20 protein-coding genes are annotated in these 18,664 nt (G+C 62.0%); 10 read left to right on the top strand and 10 right to left on the bottom strand.

Annotation, left to right across the window (positions count from 1 at the left end; genetic code table 11):
- Window positions 1-43: 43 nt before the first annotated feature.
- The 7 genes from ACCO56_RS04220 to ACCO56_RS04190 form a co-directional block, all read right to left on the bottom strand.
- Complete coding sequence (locus tag ACCO56_RS04220) at window positions 44-1,558, bottom strand: FGGY-family carbohydrate kinase (RefSeq protein WP_433637916.1); 1,515 nt, start codon at window positions 1,556-1,558, stop codon at window positions 44-46.
- Window positions 1,558-2,658: a M42 family metallopeptidase gene (locus tag ACCO56_RS04215; protein WP_433637915.1), complete on the bottom strand. Its 1,101-nt coding sequence runs from the start codon at window positions 2,656-2,658 to the stop codon at window positions 1,558-1,560. Before ACCO56_RS04215 ends, ACCO56_RS04220 begins: the two co-directional genes overlap by 1 nt.
- Window positions 2,655-3,638, bottom strand: a complete 984-nt coding sequence (locus ACCO56_RS04210) for an ABC transporter permease (RefSeq protein ID WP_433637913.1) — start codon at window positions 3,636-3,638, stop codon at window positions 2,655-2,657. The genes ACCO56_RS04215 and ACCO56_RS04210 overlap by 4 nt, the downstream gene beginning before the upstream one ends.
- A 33-nt stretch (window positions 3,639-3,671) precedes the next feature.
- Window positions 3,672-4,478 carry a BtpA/SgcQ family protein gene (locus ACCO56_RS04205; protein ID WP_433637911.1) on the bottom strand — a complete coding sequence of 269 codons (807 nt, stop codon included), beginning with the start codon at window positions 4,476-4,478 and terminating at the stop codon, window positions 3,672-3,674.
- Window positions 4,479-4,514: 36 nt separating this feature from the next.
- Complete coding sequence (locus ACCO56_RS04200; protein ID WP_433637909.1) at window positions 4,515-5,288, bottom strand: DeoR/GlpR family DNA-binding transcription regulator; 774 nt, start codon at window positions 5,286-5,288, stop codon at window positions 4,515-4,517.
- A gap of 228 nt (window positions 5,289-5,516) precedes the next feature.
- Window positions 5,517-6,929: a metalloprotease TldD gene (gene tldD, locus ACCO56_RS04195; protein WP_433637906.1), complete on the bottom strand. Its 1,413-nt coding sequence runs from the start codon at window positions 6,927-6,929 to the stop codon at window positions 5,517-5,519.
- 115 nt (window positions 6,930-7,044) lie between these two features.
- Window positions 7,045-7,557 (bottom strand): invasion associated locus B family protein, encoded by a 513-nt coding sequence (locus tag ACCO56_RS04190; RefSeq protein WP_433637905.1) that lies wholly within the window; start codon window positions 7,555-7,557, stop codon window positions 7,045-7,047.
- 381 nt (window positions 7,558-7,938) lie between these two features.
- Between ACCO56_RS04190 and coxB the strand changes: the two genes are divergently transcribed.
- From coxB to cobB, 9 genes are all read left to right on the top strand, one after another.
- Window positions 7,939-8,805, top strand: a complete 867-nt coding sequence (gene coxB / locus ACCO56_RS04185) for a cytochrome c oxidase subunit II (protein WP_433637902.1) — start codon at window positions 7,939-7,941, stop codon at window positions 8,803-8,805.
- Window positions 8,806-8,841: 36 nt separating this feature from the next.
- Window positions 8,842-10,491 (top strand): cytochrome c oxidase subunit I, encoded by a 1,650-nt coding sequence (ctaD, locus tag ACCO56_RS04180; RefSeq protein ID WP_433637899.1) that lies wholly within the window; start codon window positions 8,842-8,844, stop codon window positions 10,489-10,491.
- A 70-nt stretch (window positions 10,492-10,561) separates the two neighbouring features.
- Window positions 10,562-11,506 (top strand): heme o synthase, encoded by a 945-nt coding sequence (locus ACCO56_RS04175; RefSeq protein WP_433638335.1) that lies wholly within the window; start codon window positions 10,562-10,564, stop codon window positions 11,504-11,506.
- 1 nt (window position 11,507) lies between these two features.
- Window positions 11,508-11,669 (top strand): hypothetical protein, encoded by a 162-nt coding sequence (locus tag ACCO56_RS04170; RefSeq protein ID WP_433637896.1) that lies wholly within the window; start codon window positions 11,508-11,510, stop codon window positions 11,667-11,669.
- Between the two features lie 8 nt (window positions 11,670-11,677).
- Window positions 11,678-12,301 (top strand): cytochrome c oxidase assembly protein, encoded by a 624-nt coding sequence (locus ACCO56_RS04165; protein WP_433637895.1) that lies wholly within the window; start codon window positions 11,678-11,680, stop codon window positions 12,299-12,301.
- 1 nt (window position 12,302) lies between these two features.
- The gene (locus tag ACCO56_RS04160) at window positions 12,303-13,193 is read left to right on the top strand and encodes a cytochrome c oxidase subunit 3 (protein WP_433637892.1); all 891 of its coding nucleotides are present in this window, start codon (window positions 12,303-12,305) and stop codon (window positions 13,191-13,193) included.
- A gap of 111 nt (window positions 13,194-13,304) precedes the next feature.
- Complete coding sequence (locus ACCO56_RS04155) at window positions 13,305-13,685, top strand: DUF983 domain-containing protein (protein ID WP_433637890.1); 381 nt, start codon at window positions 13,305-13,307, stop codon at window positions 13,683-13,685.
- A 2-nt stretch (window positions 13,686-13,687) separates the two neighbouring features.
- Window positions 13,688-14,443: an SURF1 family protein gene (locus ACCO56_RS04150; protein ID WP_433637889.1), complete on the top strand. Its 756-nt coding sequence runs from the start codon at window positions 13,688-13,690 to the stop codon at window positions 14,441-14,443.
- Between the two features lies 1 nt (window position 14,444).
- Window positions 14,445-15,194, top strand: coding sequence for a Sir2 family NAD+-dependent deacetylase (cobB, locus tag ACCO56_RS04145; protein ID WP_433637886.1), 750 nt, complete (start codon window positions 14,445-14,447; stop codon window positions 15,192-15,194).
- A 185-nt stretch (window positions 15,195-15,379) separates the two neighbouring features.
- On the opposite strand, the gene ACCO56_RS04140 is transcribed toward cobB, so the two are convergent.
- A complete protein-coding gene (locus ACCO56_RS04140; RefSeq protein ID WP_433637884.1) occupies window positions 15,380-15,502 on the bottom strand; it encodes a hypothetical protein in 123 nt (40 codons plus the stop codon).
- Between the two features lie 97 nt (window positions 15,503-15,599).
- Window positions 15,600-16,304, bottom strand: coding sequence for a GntR family transcriptional regulator (locus tag ACCO56_RS04135; protein ID WP_433637882.1), 705 nt, complete (start codon window positions 16,302-16,304; stop codon window positions 15,600-15,602).
- 209 nt (window positions 16,305-16,513) lie between these two features.
- Between ACCO56_RS04135 and ACCO56_RS04130 the strand changes: the two genes are divergently transcribed.
- Window positions 16,514-17,476 carry a dihydrodipicolinate synthase family protein gene (locus tag ACCO56_RS04130; RefSeq protein ID WP_433637879.1) on the top strand — a complete coding sequence of 321 codons (963 nt, stop codon included), beginning with the start codon at window positions 16,514-16,516 and terminating at the stop codon, window positions 17,474-17,476.
- 142 nt (window positions 17,477-17,618) lie between these two features.
- On the opposite strand, the gene ACCO56_RS04125 is transcribed toward ACCO56_RS04130, so the two are convergent.
- Complete coding sequence (locus ACCO56_RS04125) at window positions 17,619-18,650, bottom strand: Ldh family oxidoreductase (RefSeq protein WP_433637877.1); 1,032 nt, start codon at window positions 18,648-18,650, stop codon at window positions 17,619-17,621.
- Between the last annotated feature and the right edge of the window lie 14 nt (window positions 18,651-18,664).

The following is an 18,664-nucleotide window of genomic DNA, read 5'->3' as shown; positions in this document are numbered from 1 at the left end:
ACTCCTGCCCTTTCGATTATGCCCCTGCCCGCCACCATGGCGTTCAAACAGGCTTTTGCGGATCAACCCGAAGCCCGTGCGTCAAGTTTTTCGTCCTGGCGTACAGCTGCTTGAAGGTTTGATAGCCGGATTGGTAGACGGCCCGGTTGCGCGCGTCCGGCTCGATGTCGCGCTCAACCGGATTCCAGATCTGGATGTCGCCTCGCTTCGCGTCGCCGACCGCTACGGCTCCGAGGAACGCATTCCCGTAAGCAGCGCCGATCGTCCTGGCGCACACCGCCTGGCGCCGGCCGGTCACGTCGGAAATGGCCTGCGACCAGACATGGTTCTTGGTGCCGCCGCCCACGGCTGCGATCTTGCGCAGCGGAGCTCCGGCAGCCTGATAGGTCTCGATGATGTCGCTGACTCCGTACGCGATGCCTTCCAGAAGGCCGCGATAGAGATCGGCCCGCCTATGGGTCAGATCGAGCCCGAAGATCATGCCCTTGGCAGCGGGATCATGGATCGGCGTCCGCTCTCCCGAGAAATAGGGAAGGACGACCACGCCGTTCGCGCCGGCCGGCGACGTCTCCGCCTCGGCCGCGAGCTCACGCAATGCCGATTGCGGATTGAGCTCTCGGGCTAACTGTTCCTGGAACCAGCGCGTCAGCGTGCCGCTTGTCGAGGTGCCGGACATGCAGGCGTGCTGCCCCTCGAAGAGCCACGGCGCATACCAGAGCCGCGGATCCTCGACCCGTTTGTCAGCCACGAGGATGATGAACATGGTCGAGCCATACATCATCATCATCTCGCCGGTATCCAGCACACCGACGCTGACGGCCTCCGAAGCCGCATCGATCGTGCCCGCCGTCACCGGCGTTCCGACTGCAAGCCCGGTCGCATCGGCGGCCGCCTGGTTGACAATGCCGGCGATCTCGGTCGTCCAAAGCAGATCCGGAAGGCGTTCCGGCGCAATGATGCGCTCGGCATAGCGGTCGGTCCAGCTATGCGTGCGCGCATCGTAGAGCGGACTTGAGCTGCAGGCGGAATAGTGGTCGATGACGTAGCGGCCGGTCAGCCGATGGATCAGGAAGGAGGAGGAATTCAGGATCTTGTGGGTCTTCTCATAGAGTTCCGGCCGGTTCTTCTTCAGCCAGAGGATCTTGGGACCGACGGATTGGGAGGTGAGCGCATTGCCCCCGCTGCGGACCAGTTCGTCCACCCCGATCTCGGCCGTCAGTTCCTCTATCTCGACCGCTGCTCTGGTATCGACACCGTAGAGCACCGCATTCATCAGCGGCTTCCCATCGGCGTCCACGGGCAACATGCAAGGCCCAATGCCGCTGGCGCCGACCGCGCGGATGGCGGCCGGCGCCACACCGCTTGAGGCGATCAGCTCCTTGCTGATCGAGCAGAATTCGAGCCACCAGTCCCGTTCGGCGTCATGCTCGGCCCAGCCGGGCTGGGGCACGAGCATCTTGTGCGGCCGCGCGGCCGTCGCGACGATCCGCCCGGCCCCGTCGACCAGGACGCCCTTGGACTCGAATGTCCCGATGTCGATACCGAGATAGTGTTGCATCAGGTGTAGAGATCGCGATCGAGGCTGAAGTTGGAGTCTATGCGGCGGATCGCCGAAACGAGAAGCTCGGTCAGCCCGACGAGGTCGCGCAGGTCACACATTTCGAGCGCCGTGTGGGTGTAGCGACAGGGGAAGCAGACATCGATGCAGGCGACGCCTTCATTGACGAGCTGCACATAGGAAGAATCCGTCAGCGCGCCCGTATGCGCGGTACGCTGCAGGGGGATTCCCTCCTTTTCGGCCGCATCGGAAAAGAGCTTGGGCAAAGCCGGATGCGGGATCGTCCCGTTGAGCGTGCCCCGCCCATGGAAAGAATAAAGGCTGATCGCCGGACCGCCGCCGAGTTGGACCTCGCCGCGATGGGTCATGTCCGGCGTATCGGAGTTGAGCGCCAGATCGAGCTGGATGGCGATGTCCGGCTTGACCGCTTGAGCCGCCACCATGGCGCCGCGAAGGTTGAATTCCTCCAGCACGGCAAAGACGAAATGAATGGTCGGACGCTGCCTGCCTTGGGCGAGTTGGCGGGCCACTTCCATCACCACCGCGCATCCGGCACGGTCGTCGACCGACGTGCCGATCACCCTGTTCTCGTTGAGATGGATGACGCGGGGAGCGTAGACGACCGGCGTGCCGATCTCGATGCCGAGCTTCCTTACCTCCTCGGCGCTTTCGGCACCGACATCGATGAAGAGTTCCGCATAAGGCGTGACCTTGTATTTCTCCTCCGCGGGGGTGGCGTGATGGCTCTTATTGGCGATTACGCCATGGATGTCCCTGCCCTCGCCGACGCAGAACAGCACCGCCTGAGCAGGAAGGGCCTTCTCCGGAATGCCGCCGAGACGCTCGATGCGGACAAGGCCGTTCGGCTCGATCTTGCGGACAATGAAGCCGAGCTGGTCGGTGTGCGCGAAGAGCATCACGGAAGGCGCGCCCTTGTCGCCGTCCAGCGTGGCGATCAGGTTGCCTAGCGTATCGACGCGCATCCGCAGCGGAAGATCGGAAAGTTCCCTGGCGATGAGCCGGCGCACGCGATCCTCGTGCCCCGACAGGCCCGGGGTCAGCATCAAGGATTCGAGCAGGGAACGGAGACGGGCTTTCATGAGGACTTGGCCTTTCGTTGGAAGAGCACCGCGGGGCTGAACGTCCCGGCCGCGACACGCAACGACATTACGGCGACCAGCAGGCCACCGAAGAACAAGTCTCGCGAAAACGCGCTGAACGACAGGATGTTGAGCCCGCTGGAAATGAATTGCAGGCAGATCACGGCGAGCACGACGCCGGTGACCGTGCCGAAGCCACCCGCGGGGCTGACGCCGGCGAGGATGTTGATCAGGATCACCAGCAGCAGGTAGGACGACCCATAATCCGCATTGGCCGAGTTGACCCGCGCCAGGACCACCAGGCCGGCCAGTGCCGCGATAAAGCCGGCGATAGCATAGATGCGAATGAGCAGGCCGCGCTCGCGGATGCCGGCAAAGCCGGCCGCGACCGGATTGGCGCCGAAAAGACGCAGGCGCAGGCCGACCGGCGTGCGCCTCAAAAGAATGGACAGTCCAATGGCGACAAGGGCGAACAGGACCAGCGGCAACGGCAGGATGCCGCCGATCGACCAATTGCCGAAGGCGGTGTACCACCCAGGCAGGCCGGTGATGGCCGGGCCTCGCGTGATGACAATGCCGATGCCCGAGAAGAGCTGCATGGTCCCGAGCGTGGCGAGGATGGGGGGTAGCCTGAGGTAGGCCACCAGGAACCCGTTCAGCGCCCCGCAGGCCAGCCCTACGGCGAGAGCGGCCGGAATGGCGAGCCAGGCCGTTTCGGGCCCGGCTTTCATGATGACGGCGGCGACGATGGACGCGAGATTCGCCGTCGCCACTACCGAGAGGTCGATGCCGCCGGAGATCATGGTGGGGAGCACCGCCAGGGCCAGCAGGCCGAACTCGGGGAACTGGAAGCCCATCGAGTTCAGATTGCTGGCAGTCAGGAAGCTCGGGGAAAGGACGCCGAGCAAGGCGAAGATCAGCACCGCCAGAACCGCGAGGCTCCTGAGGTAGCTGGCTGTGGTGTCCTGCCTAACGTCCATACGTTCTCCTCATCGACGCCTTTGCTTCGACTTCTAAGCCCGTGCCGCCTTGACGATGCGCATGAACTCCTTCGCACGCTCCGGATCGACGGGCTTCCATGTGTCGCCGTCCACCTTGAGCGACGAGCCGACGATGCAGCCGTCGGCGAGCTTCAGGATGTCCGTGACGGTATTGTGGCGCACACCGGTATTGGCGAAGACCGGAGTGTTCGGCAGCACGGCCTTGACCGATTCCAAGGCCGACATCTCCGCCGCCTCGCCGGTGATCGCGCCGGAGACCAGCACCGCATCGGGGATCGACGAAAAGACTGCGGAGCGGGCGCGGTCGGCAAGCGAGCGGCGGTCGAGTGAATCCGCGAATTCGGCCGACACGTTGAAAAGCATCGCGAGATCGGAACGACCGAGCCTGTCGCGGTAGCGCATGGCGGCGCCGGCATTCGGTGTCCACGGACCCATGTCCGAAGCGTAGGTGCCCGTGAATATCTCGCGAACGAAGGACGCGCCGGTGGCGGCGGCAAGCGCCACTGTCGCCATCGGATCCCACAAGACATTGACTCCGAACGGCTTTTGGATCTCGGCACGCAACTGTCCGATGACATAGGCCATCGTCGCGGTGGAAGCGGTATCCACGCTCAACTCGTAGGGGCGGTCGTTTTCATTGCCGAACATGACGGCGTCGACATCGGCCGCCTGGAGCGCCTTTAGATCACGACGCGCGGCCTCGACGATGCCGGCAACGCCAGCCTGCGAATCGTAAAGCGGGCTGCCTGGAAGCGGGTTGAGGTGGACCATGGCGATGATCGGCTTCTTGCCGCCGAACAGCCTGTCTAATTTGTTCATTCTCTAATGCCTTTCCATAGTGCGACGGGTGAGAGATCACACCATCCTTATATCGGCGAACTTGCCGCGGTACGGCGCAAGCAAAGGCTCCGCGCCATGATCGGTTATGAACAGGGAAATCGCGTCGAGCGGGCACACTGGCGCGAAGCTTCGGATGTTGAGCTTGCTGTGGTCCGCCACAAGCGTCGTGCGTGTCGCCTGCGTGATCGCCACCCGCTTCACTTCAGCCTCGTCGAGCGTCGAATTCGTGACACCCGCCTCGTCGATGGCGTCGGCGGCCATGAAGAAGAGATCGGCCCGAATACCCTTCATGGCCTTCGCGGCGCCGGCGCCGACGATGCTGTAGAAGCCGTTCCTGACACGGCCGCCGACGATATGCACCTCGGTGCTTCCGGCCGCCGCGGCTTCCGCCACTTTCAGATCGATTGTCACGACGGTTATCGGCCGGCCGGCGAGCGCACGTGCAATCGCAAGCGTCGTGGTTCCGGAATCGAGAATGACCACCTTGCCGTTTTCGACCAACTGCGCGGCAGCCGCCCCGATGCGCTGCTTCAGGTTCTGACGCAAACGCAGCTTCTCGAGAAACAGCGGCTCGGTCGTGCTTTCTCCGACGCCCCGCGCCACCACCCCGCCATGGGTGCGGGAAACCAGCCCTGCCTGCTCGAGCACCGCCAGGTCGCGCCGAACAGTGGCCAGGGATATGCCCATCCGCGCGGCCAGCTCGGTCGTGCCGACGCGCTTCAGCTCGATGATCAGGTCGATCATCTGCTGGTGGCGCTCGTGCGGAAATCGTGGCCGGGGATTGTCCATATTTCTCCTCGTGGCGCTGATTGATAATGATCGTTTTCGCTGAGTCAAGCATTACCGATCGACATCAACAGGGCCGGAGACCGGCGCAGAATGCGTCGAGGATGAATTGAAGGTGTGAAATGCAAAATGGGACAGCTGCTCAGAGCCGTCCCATTCTCAATGCATGCATAGCGGCGAACCGGTCGACGGTCGTATTCGCGACCGCGACAGCGGTCGCGAACCACACGGCTAAACGCGCGTGCCGCCCACGGTCATCTGGTTCATGCGCAGGTGCGGCTGCCCGACGCCCACCGGCACGCCTTGCCCGGCCTTGCCGCACATGCCGATGCCAGTGTCGAGCTTCATGTCGTTGCCGACCATGGTCACGCGGTGCATTGCGTCCGGCCCATTGCCGATCAGCATCGCACCCTTGATCGGCTGCGTTACCTTTCCGTCCTCTATCAAATAGGCCTCGGTGCAGCCGAACACGAACTTTCCGGAGGTGATGTCGACCTGGCCGCCACCGAAGGACACGGCATAGATGCCGTTCTTGACGGAAGCTATGATCTCCGCCGGATCGAGGTCGCCGGCCGTCATAAAGGTGTTCGTCATGCGCGGCATCGGCTGGTGCGCGTAGGATTCGCGCCGTCCGTTGCCGGTTGCCTTCATGCCCATGAGCCGAGCGTTCTGGCGGTCCTGCATATAGTCGACAAGCTTGCCGTCCTCGATCAGCACGTTGCGGTTGGTGGGCGTGCCCTCGTCATCGACGGTGAGCGACCCTCGGCGCTCGGCGATCGTGCCGTCGTCGACCACCGTCACACCCTTGGCCGCCACCTGCTGGCCCATCAGCCCGGCGAAGGCGGAGGTCTTCTTGCGGTTGAAATCGCCTTCGAGGCCATGGCCGACGGCCTCGTGAAGCATGACGCCCGGCCAGCCGCTCGACAGCACGATGTCGAATGTGCCGGCGGGCGCGGGAAGCGCCCGCAGATTGACCAGGGCCTGGCGCAGCGCTTCGTCAGCCGCGAACTTCCAACTGTCCTCGGCCAGAAACTCGCCGAAGCCCTTGCGTCCGCCCATGCCGTAGGAACCGGTCTCCTGCCGGTCGCCATCGCCCACCACGACGGCGATGTTGACGCGCACCAGCGGGCGGATGTCGCGAACGACCTGTCCGTCGGCGCGCAAGATCTCGACATGTTGCCAGGACGAGGCGAGCGAAGCGGTGACCTGCCGGACGCGCGGATCCTTGTTTCGCAGGAAAGCGTCGATCTCCTGGAGAAGCTTCGCCTTTTCCGCGAAGGATGGCGAAGGAATCGGGTTGTCCTCGCCATAGAGGTGACGGTTGGTGCGAGCGGGTGCGGCAGCCAGTGTTCCGGAATAGCCGCTCTTGACCGTCGATACTGCATCGGAAGCTCGCAGCAGCGCACTCTCCGAAAGCTCGCTGGAATGTGCATAGCCCGTCGCTTCGCCCGCCACGGCGCGAAGGCCGAACCCTTGATCCGTGTTGAAGTTGGCCGTCTTGAGGCGGCCATTGTCGAACATCAGCGCTTCGCTCTCGCTGTATTCGAGATAGAGCTCGCCATCGTCCGCGCCGGCAATCGTGTCAGCCACGATGCGGCGCACCTTGTCTTCGGAAATGTCGAAATGACCGAGAATGTCCTTCATCGTCCGTCCGCTTCGCTGGCTGTCCTCGATGAAGCAGCTCCCGCCGCCTCATAATCTATGAGCATCTCGCAGCATGTAGGCGCGGAAGCGCCAAAGGGCAAATGCGACCACGCGGTCAGGGGAGCGCGCCGAAGCCCTCACCGAAGCCGTTCAGGTCGACAGGGATGCCGATGCCTTCCTCCGGCGTCTGGAAAACGATGAAAGTAGCCGACTTTCCGGACTTCAGCGTGTCCAGGAGCTGCTTTTCGAGAATGACCTCGGCATAGCATCCGTCCTGGAAGCAACGCACGAAATAGGCCCGCCCAATGTCCTTGCCATCGACATTGAGGCCAAGGCCGTTGGGCAGGAGCACGCCGAGGGGCGCAAGCACGCGCAGGATCTCAGCCTTGTTGTCGGCCGTCCGCAGCACCACCACCGACAGGCCGACCTCGGGCCGATCCTCGGCCACGACATTCTGCATCATCGCGCATTGTTCGGCCGAAGCCCCGGCCGGAGTATCGCAAACGATCGACCAGGCGCCATGCTTCGATTTCACCGTGCCGCCCTGCTGGGCAGCGGCGGGAAGCGCAAGTCCGCAGGCGGCGAGGAGGACGACCGGTGCCAGCGGTCTCAGAAACCTGTTGATCATGGCGGCTCCGTTTGCGAATCACGGCAATTTAGTTCTCGGCAGCGCCAAGTAAAGGACAAGGCCGCCCTTCAAAATAGCCAAATTGCCCGGTTCGGGGACTTTTCAGCGGGAAATCCGACCGAATTGCGACTCGGCCTTTCCCATGCCCACGTCCGACAGGCCGAACGTATACCGGCAAACATGCACATAAGAAGCATCGCGCTTGACTTGGCTCAATGCATCCGCGCGCGCAAAAATGCCGCATGGATGGTTCCGCTCCTTCCTTGCGGCGACGAAGAGAGTATGGTTTGAACGCGCCATGGCCGCCGGGATTCCTGTCCCGGGCGGCGTACGGCCTTTGGCGAAAAGCCTCGCTGCGAAGACTGGGAGTTTGAGAGGGCGATGAGAAAATTCTTTGCTGGCGCTGGCGCATTGACAGCGTTTTTCTCCACCGCTGCGGCATACGCGGACCAGCCGCATCCGTGGCAGTGGCGTTTCCAGGAAGCGGCCACGCCGATCATGGCGCAGATCGAGTGGTTCGAGAAGTACACGTTGTGGTTCATCGTGCCGATCACGCTTCTCGTTCTGGCGCTGCTCGCCTATTGCATCGTGAAGTTCCGCGCGAGCGCGAACCCGGTGCCGTCGCGCACCAGCCACAACACGATGATCGAAGTGATCTGGACCGTCGGTCCCGTCGTTGTGCTGCTGGCGATCGCCGTTCCGTCCTTCCAGTTGCTCACCGCGCAGTACAATCCGCCGGAGGAGCCGACGCTCACGATCAAGGCGACCGGCAATCAGTGGAATTGGGATTACGAGTACCAGATCGAGGCCCCCCTCTCCTTCAACTCTGCGATGCTGCAGGAAGGTGATCGCGCGGCCACCGGCAAGGAAGATGTCGCGAGGTATCCTCGCCTCCTGGCGGTGGACAACGAGGTGGTCGTTCCCGTCAACACCATCACCCGCGTGCTTGTCACGGCTTCGGACGTCATTCACGCCTTCGCCATGCCGGCTTTCGGCGTGAAGGTCGACGCGGTGCCTGGGCGCATCAACGAGACCTGGTTCAAGGCGGAGAAGGAAGGGCTCTATTACGGCCAGTGCTCCGAGCTCTGCGGCAAGGACCACGCCTTCATGCCGATCGCTATCCGCGTCGTCTCGGAGGAGCAATACAACAGCTGGCTCACTGCCGCGAAGACCGACCTCCCGGGCGCCAACAAGGCCCTCATGGCGGCGATCGAAGGCGATGAGTCGGTGGCGGTCGCCGGCAACTGAGCCGCGGCTGCAGGGATTTAAGGAACGGAGCGGAACATGGCAGGCGCTGCAGCTCACGACCACCACGATCACAAACCACGTGGCTGGACTCGTTGGGTCAATTCGACCAACCACAAGGACATCGGCACACTCTATCTCATCTTCGCCATCATCGCGGGCTGCATCGGCGCTTTCCTGTCGGTGATGATGCGCTGGGAGCTGGCGGAGCCGGGCATCCAGATCTTCACCGGCCTGGCCCAAATGGTCTACGGGCTGGAGGGCGACGCCGCCATCGACGGCGGCAAGCACATGTTCAACGTGTTCACCACCGGACATGCGCTCGTCATGATCTTCTTCATGGTGATGCCGGCGCTGATCGGCGGCTTCGCCAACTGGATGGTACCGATCATGATCGGGGCGCCGGACATGGCCTTCCCGCGCATGAACAACATCTCGTTCTGGCTTCTGCCGCCGGCCTTCCTGCTGCTGATGCTGTCCCTGTTCGTGCCTGGCACGGCGGGCGGCTATGGCGCCGGCAACGGGTGGACCCTCTATCCGCCGCTTTCGACTTCCGGTTCACAGGGGCCGGCCGTCGATCTCGCCATCCTGTCTATCCACATCTCGGGCGCCTCGTCGATCCTCGGGGCGATCAACTTCATCACGACCATCTTCAACATGCGCGCGCCCGGCATGACGCTGCACAAGATGCCGCTTTTCGCCTGGTCCGTGCTCATAACAGCCTTCCTGCTGCTGCTGTCGCTCCCGGTACTTGCCGGCGGCATCACCATGTTGCTGACCGACCGCAACTTCGGCACGGCCTTTTTCCAGCCGGAAGGCGGCGGCGACCCGATCCTTTACCAGCATCTGTTCTGGTTCTTCGGGCATCCGGAAGTCTACATCCTGATCCTGCCGGGCTTCGGCATCGTCAGCCACATCGTCGCGACCTTCTCCCGTAAGCCCATCTTCGGCTATCTCGGCATGGCCTATGCCATGGTCGCCATCGGCGCGGTCGGCTTCGTCGTGTGGGCGCACCACATGTACACCACCGGCCTGTCGCTCGACACGCAGCGCTACTTCGTGTTCGCCACGATGGTGATCGCGGTTCCGACCGGCGTGAAGATCTTCTCCTGGGTGGCCACGATGTGGGGTGGCTCGATCTCCATGCGCACTCCGATGCTGTGGGCGATCGGCTTCATCTTCCTGTTCACCATCGGTGGCGTCACCGGCGTCCAACTGGCCAATGCCGGTCTCGACCGCTCGCTGCATGACACCTACTACGTCGTCGCGCACTTCCACTACGTGCTGTCGCTCGGCGCGGTGTTCGCCATCTTCGCAGCTTGGTACTACTGGTTCCCGAAAATGACGGGCTACATGTACTCGTCGATGATCGCCCGCACCCACTTCTGGGTCACCTTCATCGGCGTGAACCTGATCTTCTTCCCGCAGCACTTCCTCGGCCTCGCCGGCATGCCGCGCCGCTACATCGACTATCCGGATGCCTATGCCGGCTGGAATATGGTGTCGTCCTACGGCTCCTACATCTCGGCTTTCGGCGTCCTGATCTTCCTCTACGGCGTCTTCGAGGCTTTCTCGAAGAAGCGGATCGCCGGCGCGAATCCGTGGGGCGAAGGCGCCACGACACTGGAATGGCAGCTCTCCTCGCCGCCGCCGTTCCACCAGTGGGAACAGCTGCCGAAGATCAAGTAGGCAGACAACGAGTTGAAGCCGCCGGTTCGCCGGCGGCTTCGGCCAAACGGAATAAATGGACGACGTACGCATGGCCCTGGTTCAGAAAAGCGGATTTGACGATGCCCGTTTCCATATTTCGGAAGCGACGGCGTCGGACTATCTCGCCCTGTTGAAGCCGCGAGTCATGTCGCTCGTGGTCTTCACGGCCTTCGTCGGCCTGGTGGCTGCGCCCGTGGCCGTGAACCCGGTCGTCGCCATGACAGCTATCTTGGCGATCGCAGTCGGCGCTGGAGCCTCGGGCGCGCTCAACATGTGGTATGATGCCGATATCGACGCGGTGATGACCCGCACTGCCAACAGGCCCGTGCCGGCCGGCCGCATCCTGCCCGGCGAGGCGCTGGTCTTCGGCCTCGTCCTTTCCTTCCTTTCGGTGATGACCCTCGGCGTCCTGGTCAACTGGGTGGCGGGCGCGCTGCTCGCCTTCACCATCTTCTTCTACGCCGTCGTCTACACGATGTGGCTCAAGCGCTGGACCCCGCAGAACATAGTGATCGGCGGTGCGGCAGGCGCTTTTCCTCCCATTGTGGGATGGGCTTCCGCGACCGGCTCCATCAGCCTCGAGAGCGTCATCCTTTTCCTGATCATCTTCTTGTGGACGCCACCGCATTTCTGGGCGCTGGCGTTGTTCAAATCCGACGATTACGCTCGCGCGGGCATCCCGATGATGCCGAACGTGGCCGGCGCCGCTTCCACACGCCGTCAGATCTTCGCCTACGCTCTTGTGCTCGCCCCGGTCGGGGTCCTCCCCTGGATGCTCGGCTTCACATCCTTGTGGTATGGAGTCGTATCCATCGCGCTGGGCATCGGCTTCGTCTGGTACGCCTGGAAGGTCCTGCACATGGAGAACGGCGACCGTGTCATGAAGCCAGCCAAGGCGCTCTTCGGTTTTTCGCTGCTCTACCTCTTCGCGATCTTCGCCGTCTATCTCGCCGACGCCGTCGTGACGCGCGCCTTGGGAGTGCCAGGAGCCTGACATGAATGACGAGAGCAAAGACATGGTGACGCTGACCGAAGCGCAGAAGAAGGCTCGTCGCAGCCGGTCGGTCGCCATCGCGCTGGCGCTGGGCGCGCTGGTGATCCTGTTCTACATCGTGGCCCTGACCAAGGGGCCCGGCATTCTCACCCGGCCGATATGAGGATCCCGATGAAGAATACCTCCCCTCCCCCGGGCGACAGCAAGAACCGCAACAACCGGTTGATCGCCGGAGTATGCGTCGCTTTCGTCGGCGGTATGGTCGGTATGTCCTATGCGGCGGTTCCGCTCTACCAAATGTTCTGTCAGGTCACCGGCTATGGCGGCACGACACAGCGGGTGGAGCAATATTCCGACCGCATCCTTGACCGCGACATCACCATACGATTCGACGCCAACACCGCCGGGGTGCCCTGGGATTTCCGTCCAGTCGCCCGCGACGTGACGATCAAGATCGGCGAGACGACCCAGGCGAGCTACAAGGCCACCAACCTTTTTTCCAAGCCGGCATCGGGCCGGGCGACATTCAACGTCACCCCTGAACTGGCGGGAGCCTATTTCAACAAGGTCGAGTGCTTCTGCTTCACCGATACCGAGCTGAAGCCCGGCGAAACGATCGACATGCCGGTCGTCTTCTATGTGGATCCAGCCATAGTCGATGTGCCGGAACTCAAGAACATCAAGACGATCACCCTTTCCTACACCTTCTTCCCCACAGAGGGGGCCCAGCCGGTGGCAGTTGCACCGAAGGCCGAAGGTGATAAGACCACATCCGACGGACAATTCGGGGGATAGAATGGCAGACGCCCACGCCAAACCACAGCACGACTACCACATCATCGATCCCAGCCCCTGGCCGTTTCTCGCTTCGGTCGGCGCCTTCATCATGGCGCTCGGGGGTGTTGCCTGGATGCAGTTCATGAAGGGCGGCACGCTGCCTCTCTTCGGCCTGGATCTGATCAACGCACGCTGGTTCATCTTCGCGATCGGCGTGGCCATCATCCTTTATGTCATGTTCTCCTGGTGGTCGGACACCATCAAGGAGGGACAGGAAGGGCATCACACGCCCGTCGTCGCGCTCCATCTGCGCTACGGCATGATCATGTTCATCGCCTCTGAGGTGATGTTCTTCGTGGCCTGGTTCTGGGCATTCTTCGACGCCAGCCTGTTCCCCAACGAGGCGGCCCAATATGCGCGTGAAGCCTATACGGGCGGGGTGTGGCCGCCGAAGAGCATCGAGGTTCTCGATCCCTTCCATCTGCCGCTCTACAACACGATCATCCTGCTGCTCTCCGGCACGACGGTCACCTGGGCGCACCATGCCCTTATCCATGACGATCGCAAGGGGCTCGTCTGGGGTCTTGTACTGACCGTGGCTCTGGGCGTCCTGTTCTCTTTCGTCCAGGTCTACGAATACATGCACGCTCCGTTCGCGTTCGCGGATTCGATCTACGGTGCCACCTTCTACATGGCGACCGGCTTCCACGGCTTCCACGTCTTCATCGGTACCATCTTCCTGCTGGTATGCCTGCTCCGCGCTATGGCCGGCCAGTTCACCCCGAAGCACCATTTCGGCTTCGAGGCTGCCGCCTGGTACTGGCATTTCGTCGACGTGGTGTGGCTGTTCCTCTTCGCCTGCATCTATGTCTGGGGTTCGGCCGGCGCAACGATCGCCGCAGGCCACTAAGATTCCCGATGACCAACTCGAGACGGCCGCGGCAACGCGGCCGTCTTTGTTTTTTCCGGCGCTTTTCGACGCCGTGCGATATAGTTGCCATCAACACGATCGGATCCAACCATGAATGAGGACAAGGTGATCTGGCCACCGGTCGATCCTATCTCGGCCGGCATGAGGGGAAGATGCCCGCGTTGCGGCGAAGGCCGCCTCTTCTCGGGCCTCCTGTCGTTAGGCAAGCACTGCGGAAGTTGCGGGCTCGATTATTCCTTTGCCGATGCGGGCGACGGTCCCGCGGTCTTCGTCATCCTGATCGTTGGCTTCATCGTGGTTGGCCTTGCGCTCTGGATGGAGGTCAGCTACGGGCCGCCACTTTGGCTGCACCTCGTCCTCTGGATCCCGCTGGTGCTCGTGCTCAGCCTCACCGCGTTACGTCTCGCCAAAGGGGTTCTGGTCACGCTGCAATACCGCAACAAGGCCGAGGAAGGCCGCCTGGATCGATAGCCATGACCAGTGGAAGCGACGAGACCTTGCACAAGCAAGGGCGTCCCTGGCTGACGCTCCTGCTGGGGCTCGTGCTGTTCGGCGTGCTCGTCGGCCTCGGCACATGGCAAATGCAGCGGCTCGCATGGAAGGAGGGTCTGATCGCCGCCGTGGATGCCCGGATCAAGGAGCAGCCCCGCCCCCTCGCCGAAATCGAGAAACAGTTCATCGAGACCGGTGATGCGGACTATTGGCCGGTGAGCACATCGGGACGCTTTCTCAACGACCGCGAAAGTCACTTCCTGGCGACATGGCAGGGACGTGCTGGCTTCTTCGTTTATGTGCCGCTGGCCCTCCCCGACGGTCGTTACGTATTGGTCAATCGCGGTTTTGTGCCTTTTGACCGCAAGGATGCTGCAACGCGGTCTGAAGGCCAAGTCGAAGGCGACCAGCCTGTCGCCGGTCTTGCTCGCAATCCCTTGGCGGAAAAACCGTCTTCTCTCGTGCCCGACAACGATCCGGTCAAGAACGTCTTCTACTGGAAGGATCTCAGGGCCATGGCGGCAAAGGCCGACCTGCCCGCCGACAGAATGGTGCCTTTCTTCATCGACGCAGGCCCGGCCCCCAATCCCGGCGGCCTGCCGATCGGCGGGGTCACCTTGATCAACTTTCCCAACAACCACCTCCAATACGCCCTGACCTGGTACGGGCTCGCGGCGGCGCTCGCAGCAGTCCTCTGCGCCTGGTTCATCAAGAGGCGCAGGACCGGAGTTCGTTGAAATGAATGTTCCCGTCACCGGGCAGCCGGAGCTGGGTGCTTCCTCTTCGATCGTGATCCTTACCGGCGCTGGCATCTCGGCCGAATCGGGTATCGATACGTTTCGAGACAAGGGCGGCATCTGGTCGAAGATCGATTACCGGGACGTCGCCACGCCCGAGGGCTTCGCGCGCAATCCCCGCAAGGTGTTCGACTTCTACAACAAGCGCCGACGCCGCATGGCCGACATCAAGCCCAACGCGGCCCATCGCGCGCTGGCTCGGCTGGAGCAGGAATTGCCCGGCACCTTCCTGCTGGTGACCCAGAATATCGACGATCTCCATGAGGCGGCCGGCTCGCGTCATCTCGTCCACATGCATGGCGAACTGAACAAGACGCTTTGCGAGGCTTGCGGACAAAGCAGCCGCTGGACCGGAGACATGTCGATCGATTCGCGATGCCCGACCTGCAGCACGGTCGGCCGATTGCGGCCGGACGTGGTCTGGTTCGGCGAGATGCCTTACCATATGGGGCGCGTTCACGCCGCCCTGTCGGCCTGCGACCTGTTTGTCTCGATCGGCACCAGCGGCAGCGTCTACCCTGCCGCCGGCTTCGTTGAAGAGGCGCGCTTCAATGGCGCCCATACGGTCGAGCTTAATCTCGAACCATCCGAGGGCGGCGGCATGTTCGCCGAAGCTCACTATGGCCGCGCAACGGAAGTCGTTCCGGCCTTTGTCGACCACCTGATCGAGGTAGCGGCGCAGCAATGGTAAAGCGGGGAACTTAACATCCATGCCTTCCGCGCCATTGGCGAAAACGGAGGCAACATCGATCTTCTCCCCTTATTACGGGAAGAAGATGCCGGTAGGCAGATGAGGGACCGGTTCACCGGTCACTCAAAATGGCCGCTCGCTCAGAGCGTCGCTCCGACCTCGCGCAGTTCTTTCAATGTCGGAGCCTAGAACAGCCGGATCTCGTCGTGGGCAGCAATGATTTCGGCGGTGTTCTTCGGATCGACGTCGACGATGATGCGGAGCTTCAGAAGCTTGATCGCCGAGGGATGGCGCACGAGCTTTGCCACCTTGCGGTTCCCTCGGCCCCTGGGACGAGATCAGCACGCGTGCCGAGTAGGTAACTGCCAACCGGCATGCATGGCTGCTTTCAGTGCTGGGCAGTCGTCAAAGATCGATATGCTCGCGCCGATCGTCAGCGATCAGCTTGCGGATTTGATGCACGATCTGATCGCCATGGGCCTTGCCCAGGAGGTCGGCGGTATCGACATCCTGCTGCTCGATCGCCTCGATCATGTCTTCATGCTCCGTGACGTATCGCTCCGGCAGTCGATCCGAGAAGGACAGGTAGTACATACGCAGCAATCTGCGTCCTTCATCAAGGAGCCGTGCGAAGAACGTCGCGAAGAATGGATTCCTGCCGGCTTCGGCAATCGCGGCATGAAAATCGCGATTTGACGCGATCATGTCCAGTGCGTTCTGCGCCCTGACCGCACGTGCAAACTCCTCCTGATGAGCACGTATGATCGCAAGATCGCGATCTGTTCGGTGGCGTGCGGCGAGCCGCGTCGTGACGCGATACATCAATGTGATGGCGTCAAAGAACGCGGGTAAGGTCAGGATATCGATGTTCGATACCACAGTCGAGCGATTGGGCAGCGTCGTCACCAGCCCGTCACCTGCCAGCCGCACCAATGCTTCGCGAATCGGCGTCCGCGACATGGCGAAACGCTCCGCAAGCTGGTTCTCGTCGATCGGGCTGCCCGGGGCGAGCGAGAGGTCGATGATCTCGTCGCGCAGCACATCATAAACCAGCTTGACTCCGGAGCCTTTCCTCCGGTCGGCAAGCTGGTTCTCATGTACATTGCTCATAGCATGCCTCGATATCGGAACGATGGGCAAAGGCCTGATGCTACGATGGCCCCTTCCGTCGGTGTCACTCTTGGTGACGAACGCATCCTATGTGCAACCAGAATCCATGTCGACATAGAAAATACATCAAGTATACTGCCTTGGAGCACGACGCTCTCCGAGGCTGATTGTAGGCTCCGGTCGATTTGATAGCGCTCAGGGGTAAACACATGAATTCGAACATCTTTTCTGGTTGCATCCCGGCACTCATGACACCGTGCAAACCCGACCGCACGCCCGACATCGACGCCTTGGTGAGCAAAGGCAAGGAGTTGATCGAGCTGGGCATGTCAGCCGTCGTCTATTGTGGCTCGATGGGAGATTGGCCGCTCCTGACCGACGCCCAACGCATGGCTGGCGTTGAAGCCTTGGCCAAGGCCGGTGTTCCTGTCGTAGTGGGAACGGGCGCCGTGAATACGGCAACAGCAGTAGCTCACGCCGCCCATGCCCAGAAGGCCGGAGCGAAAGGCCTGATGGTGATCCCTCGTGTCCTGTCGCGCGGCTCGTCGATCAGTGCCCAAAGGGCCCATTTCAAGGCAATTCTCGCGGCGGCGCCGGATCTGCCGGCTGTCATCTACAATAGCCCTTATTATGGCTTTGCCACCCGCGCCGATCTCTTCTTCGCATTGCGCGCGGAACACCCGAACCTCATCGGCTTCAAGGAGTTCGGCGGCGTCGATGCCATGCGATATGCGGCGGAGAACATCACGAGCGCGGACGACAGCGTCACCCTCATGGTCGGCGTGGACACATGTGTCTTCCACGGATTTGTCAATTGCGGCGCAACCGGTGCAATCACCGGCATCGGAAACGTTCTGCCTAGGGAAGTGCAGCACCTCGTTTCCCTGTCGAAAGCTGCGGCCGCAGGCGATGTCGAGGCCCGGACGCGAGCACTCGAACTCGAAGCCGCTCTGGGCGTTCTTTCCTCATTCGACGAAGGCCCGGATCTGGTGCTGTTTTACAAACATATGATGGTTGTCACGGGCAATCCTGAATACGAACTGCATTTCAACGAGATGGATAAGCTTTCCGATAGCCAGCGCGGTTATTGCGAAGCGCAGCTCAAGCTGTTTCAGACCTGGTACGCGGACTGGAGCAAACAGGGCGGCGCGGTCGCAAAGTACGTGGCTTAGCCTTGAGGCAAAGCAAAAAACCCGCCAGGCGCCTGAAGGGTTCTTTTTTGCCGGTTCAACGCCCGTGCTTCGTCGGCCGTCTCGCTGAGCAGGCTTGCCGGAAAACCGTAGGACACTTTTCCGAACCTGCTTAGTCGGCCACTCAAGCGACTGCGTCGAGCCCCTTGCTGCGCAGCAACTCAAGTTGCGCCATTTCGGCGCCGGACAGTGTTATCCCCTTTTCGATAGAAAGACGACGCGCCGCAAAGCGGCGTTGCGAGGGAAGGCGCGCTCCTTGTCCTGCGATCGCGTCGAGTAGAATCTCGCCATGTTTAGCCGGATCAAGCCGCCCACCCGCCATGCGTGCCGGATCGAAAGCGATAATCAGTTCGCCGTGACGCGGAGCGAGGGTGGTCGTGCCCAAGAAGTCGAGAGCTTCGGGGCTGGTGAAATCCCCGATCATCACTCCCGCGAGCAGCTCGATCATGGTCGAGATCGCCGATCCCTTATGCCCGCCGAAGGGCATCATCGCACCCGCAAGCGCTGCTTCGGGATCAGTCGTCGGATTGCCGTCGGCATCGACTGCCCACCCCTCGGGCAAGGGCTTTCCGGCGCGTCGATAGAGTTCAAGCTCACCGCGAGCGGCGACGCTGGTTGCGAAATCGAAGACGTAAGGGTGTTCGCCGGGGCGAGGCCAACCGAATGCAAAGGGGTTTGTCCCAAGAAGAGGTTTCGTTCCACCGGCTGGAGCAACCGTCGCATAGCTCGGGCACATGGCGATCGACGCGAGTCCTTGTTCCGCGAGCGCTTCGACTTCGGGCCAGAGAGCGGCGAAATGCGTGCAGTCGTTGATCACCAGGGCAGCCATACCCAGCTTGCGTGCCCGCTCGACAAGAGGCGGAACGCCTCTTTCGAATGCGAGGTTGGCAAAGCCGCCCTTGGCATCCACTCGGATAATTGCGCTGTCGTCAGTGGCTACATTCGGCACAGCATCAGGGACGACCTTCCCCCTCTTGAGCGTCCGCAGGCAGCCCTCGACACGGTAGACGCCATGGGATTTGCAGCCATCCCGTTCCCCAGCCACGATCGTGCGGGCGATCGCATCGGAATGGTCGGCGCTGAACCCGGCATTGCGAAAGATCTCCTTCACGAGGTCGAGAAGATCCTTTGCCGAGATCAAGAGGGCGTCGCTCATTGTCATATCCTTTC

The organism is Mesorhizobium sp. 1B3, assembly GCF_050958605.1.
Lineage (GTDB): Bacteria > Pseudomonadota > Alphaproteobacteria > Rhizobiales > Rhizobiaceae.
This window is presented reverse-complemented; position numbering and strand designations above follow the sequence as displayed.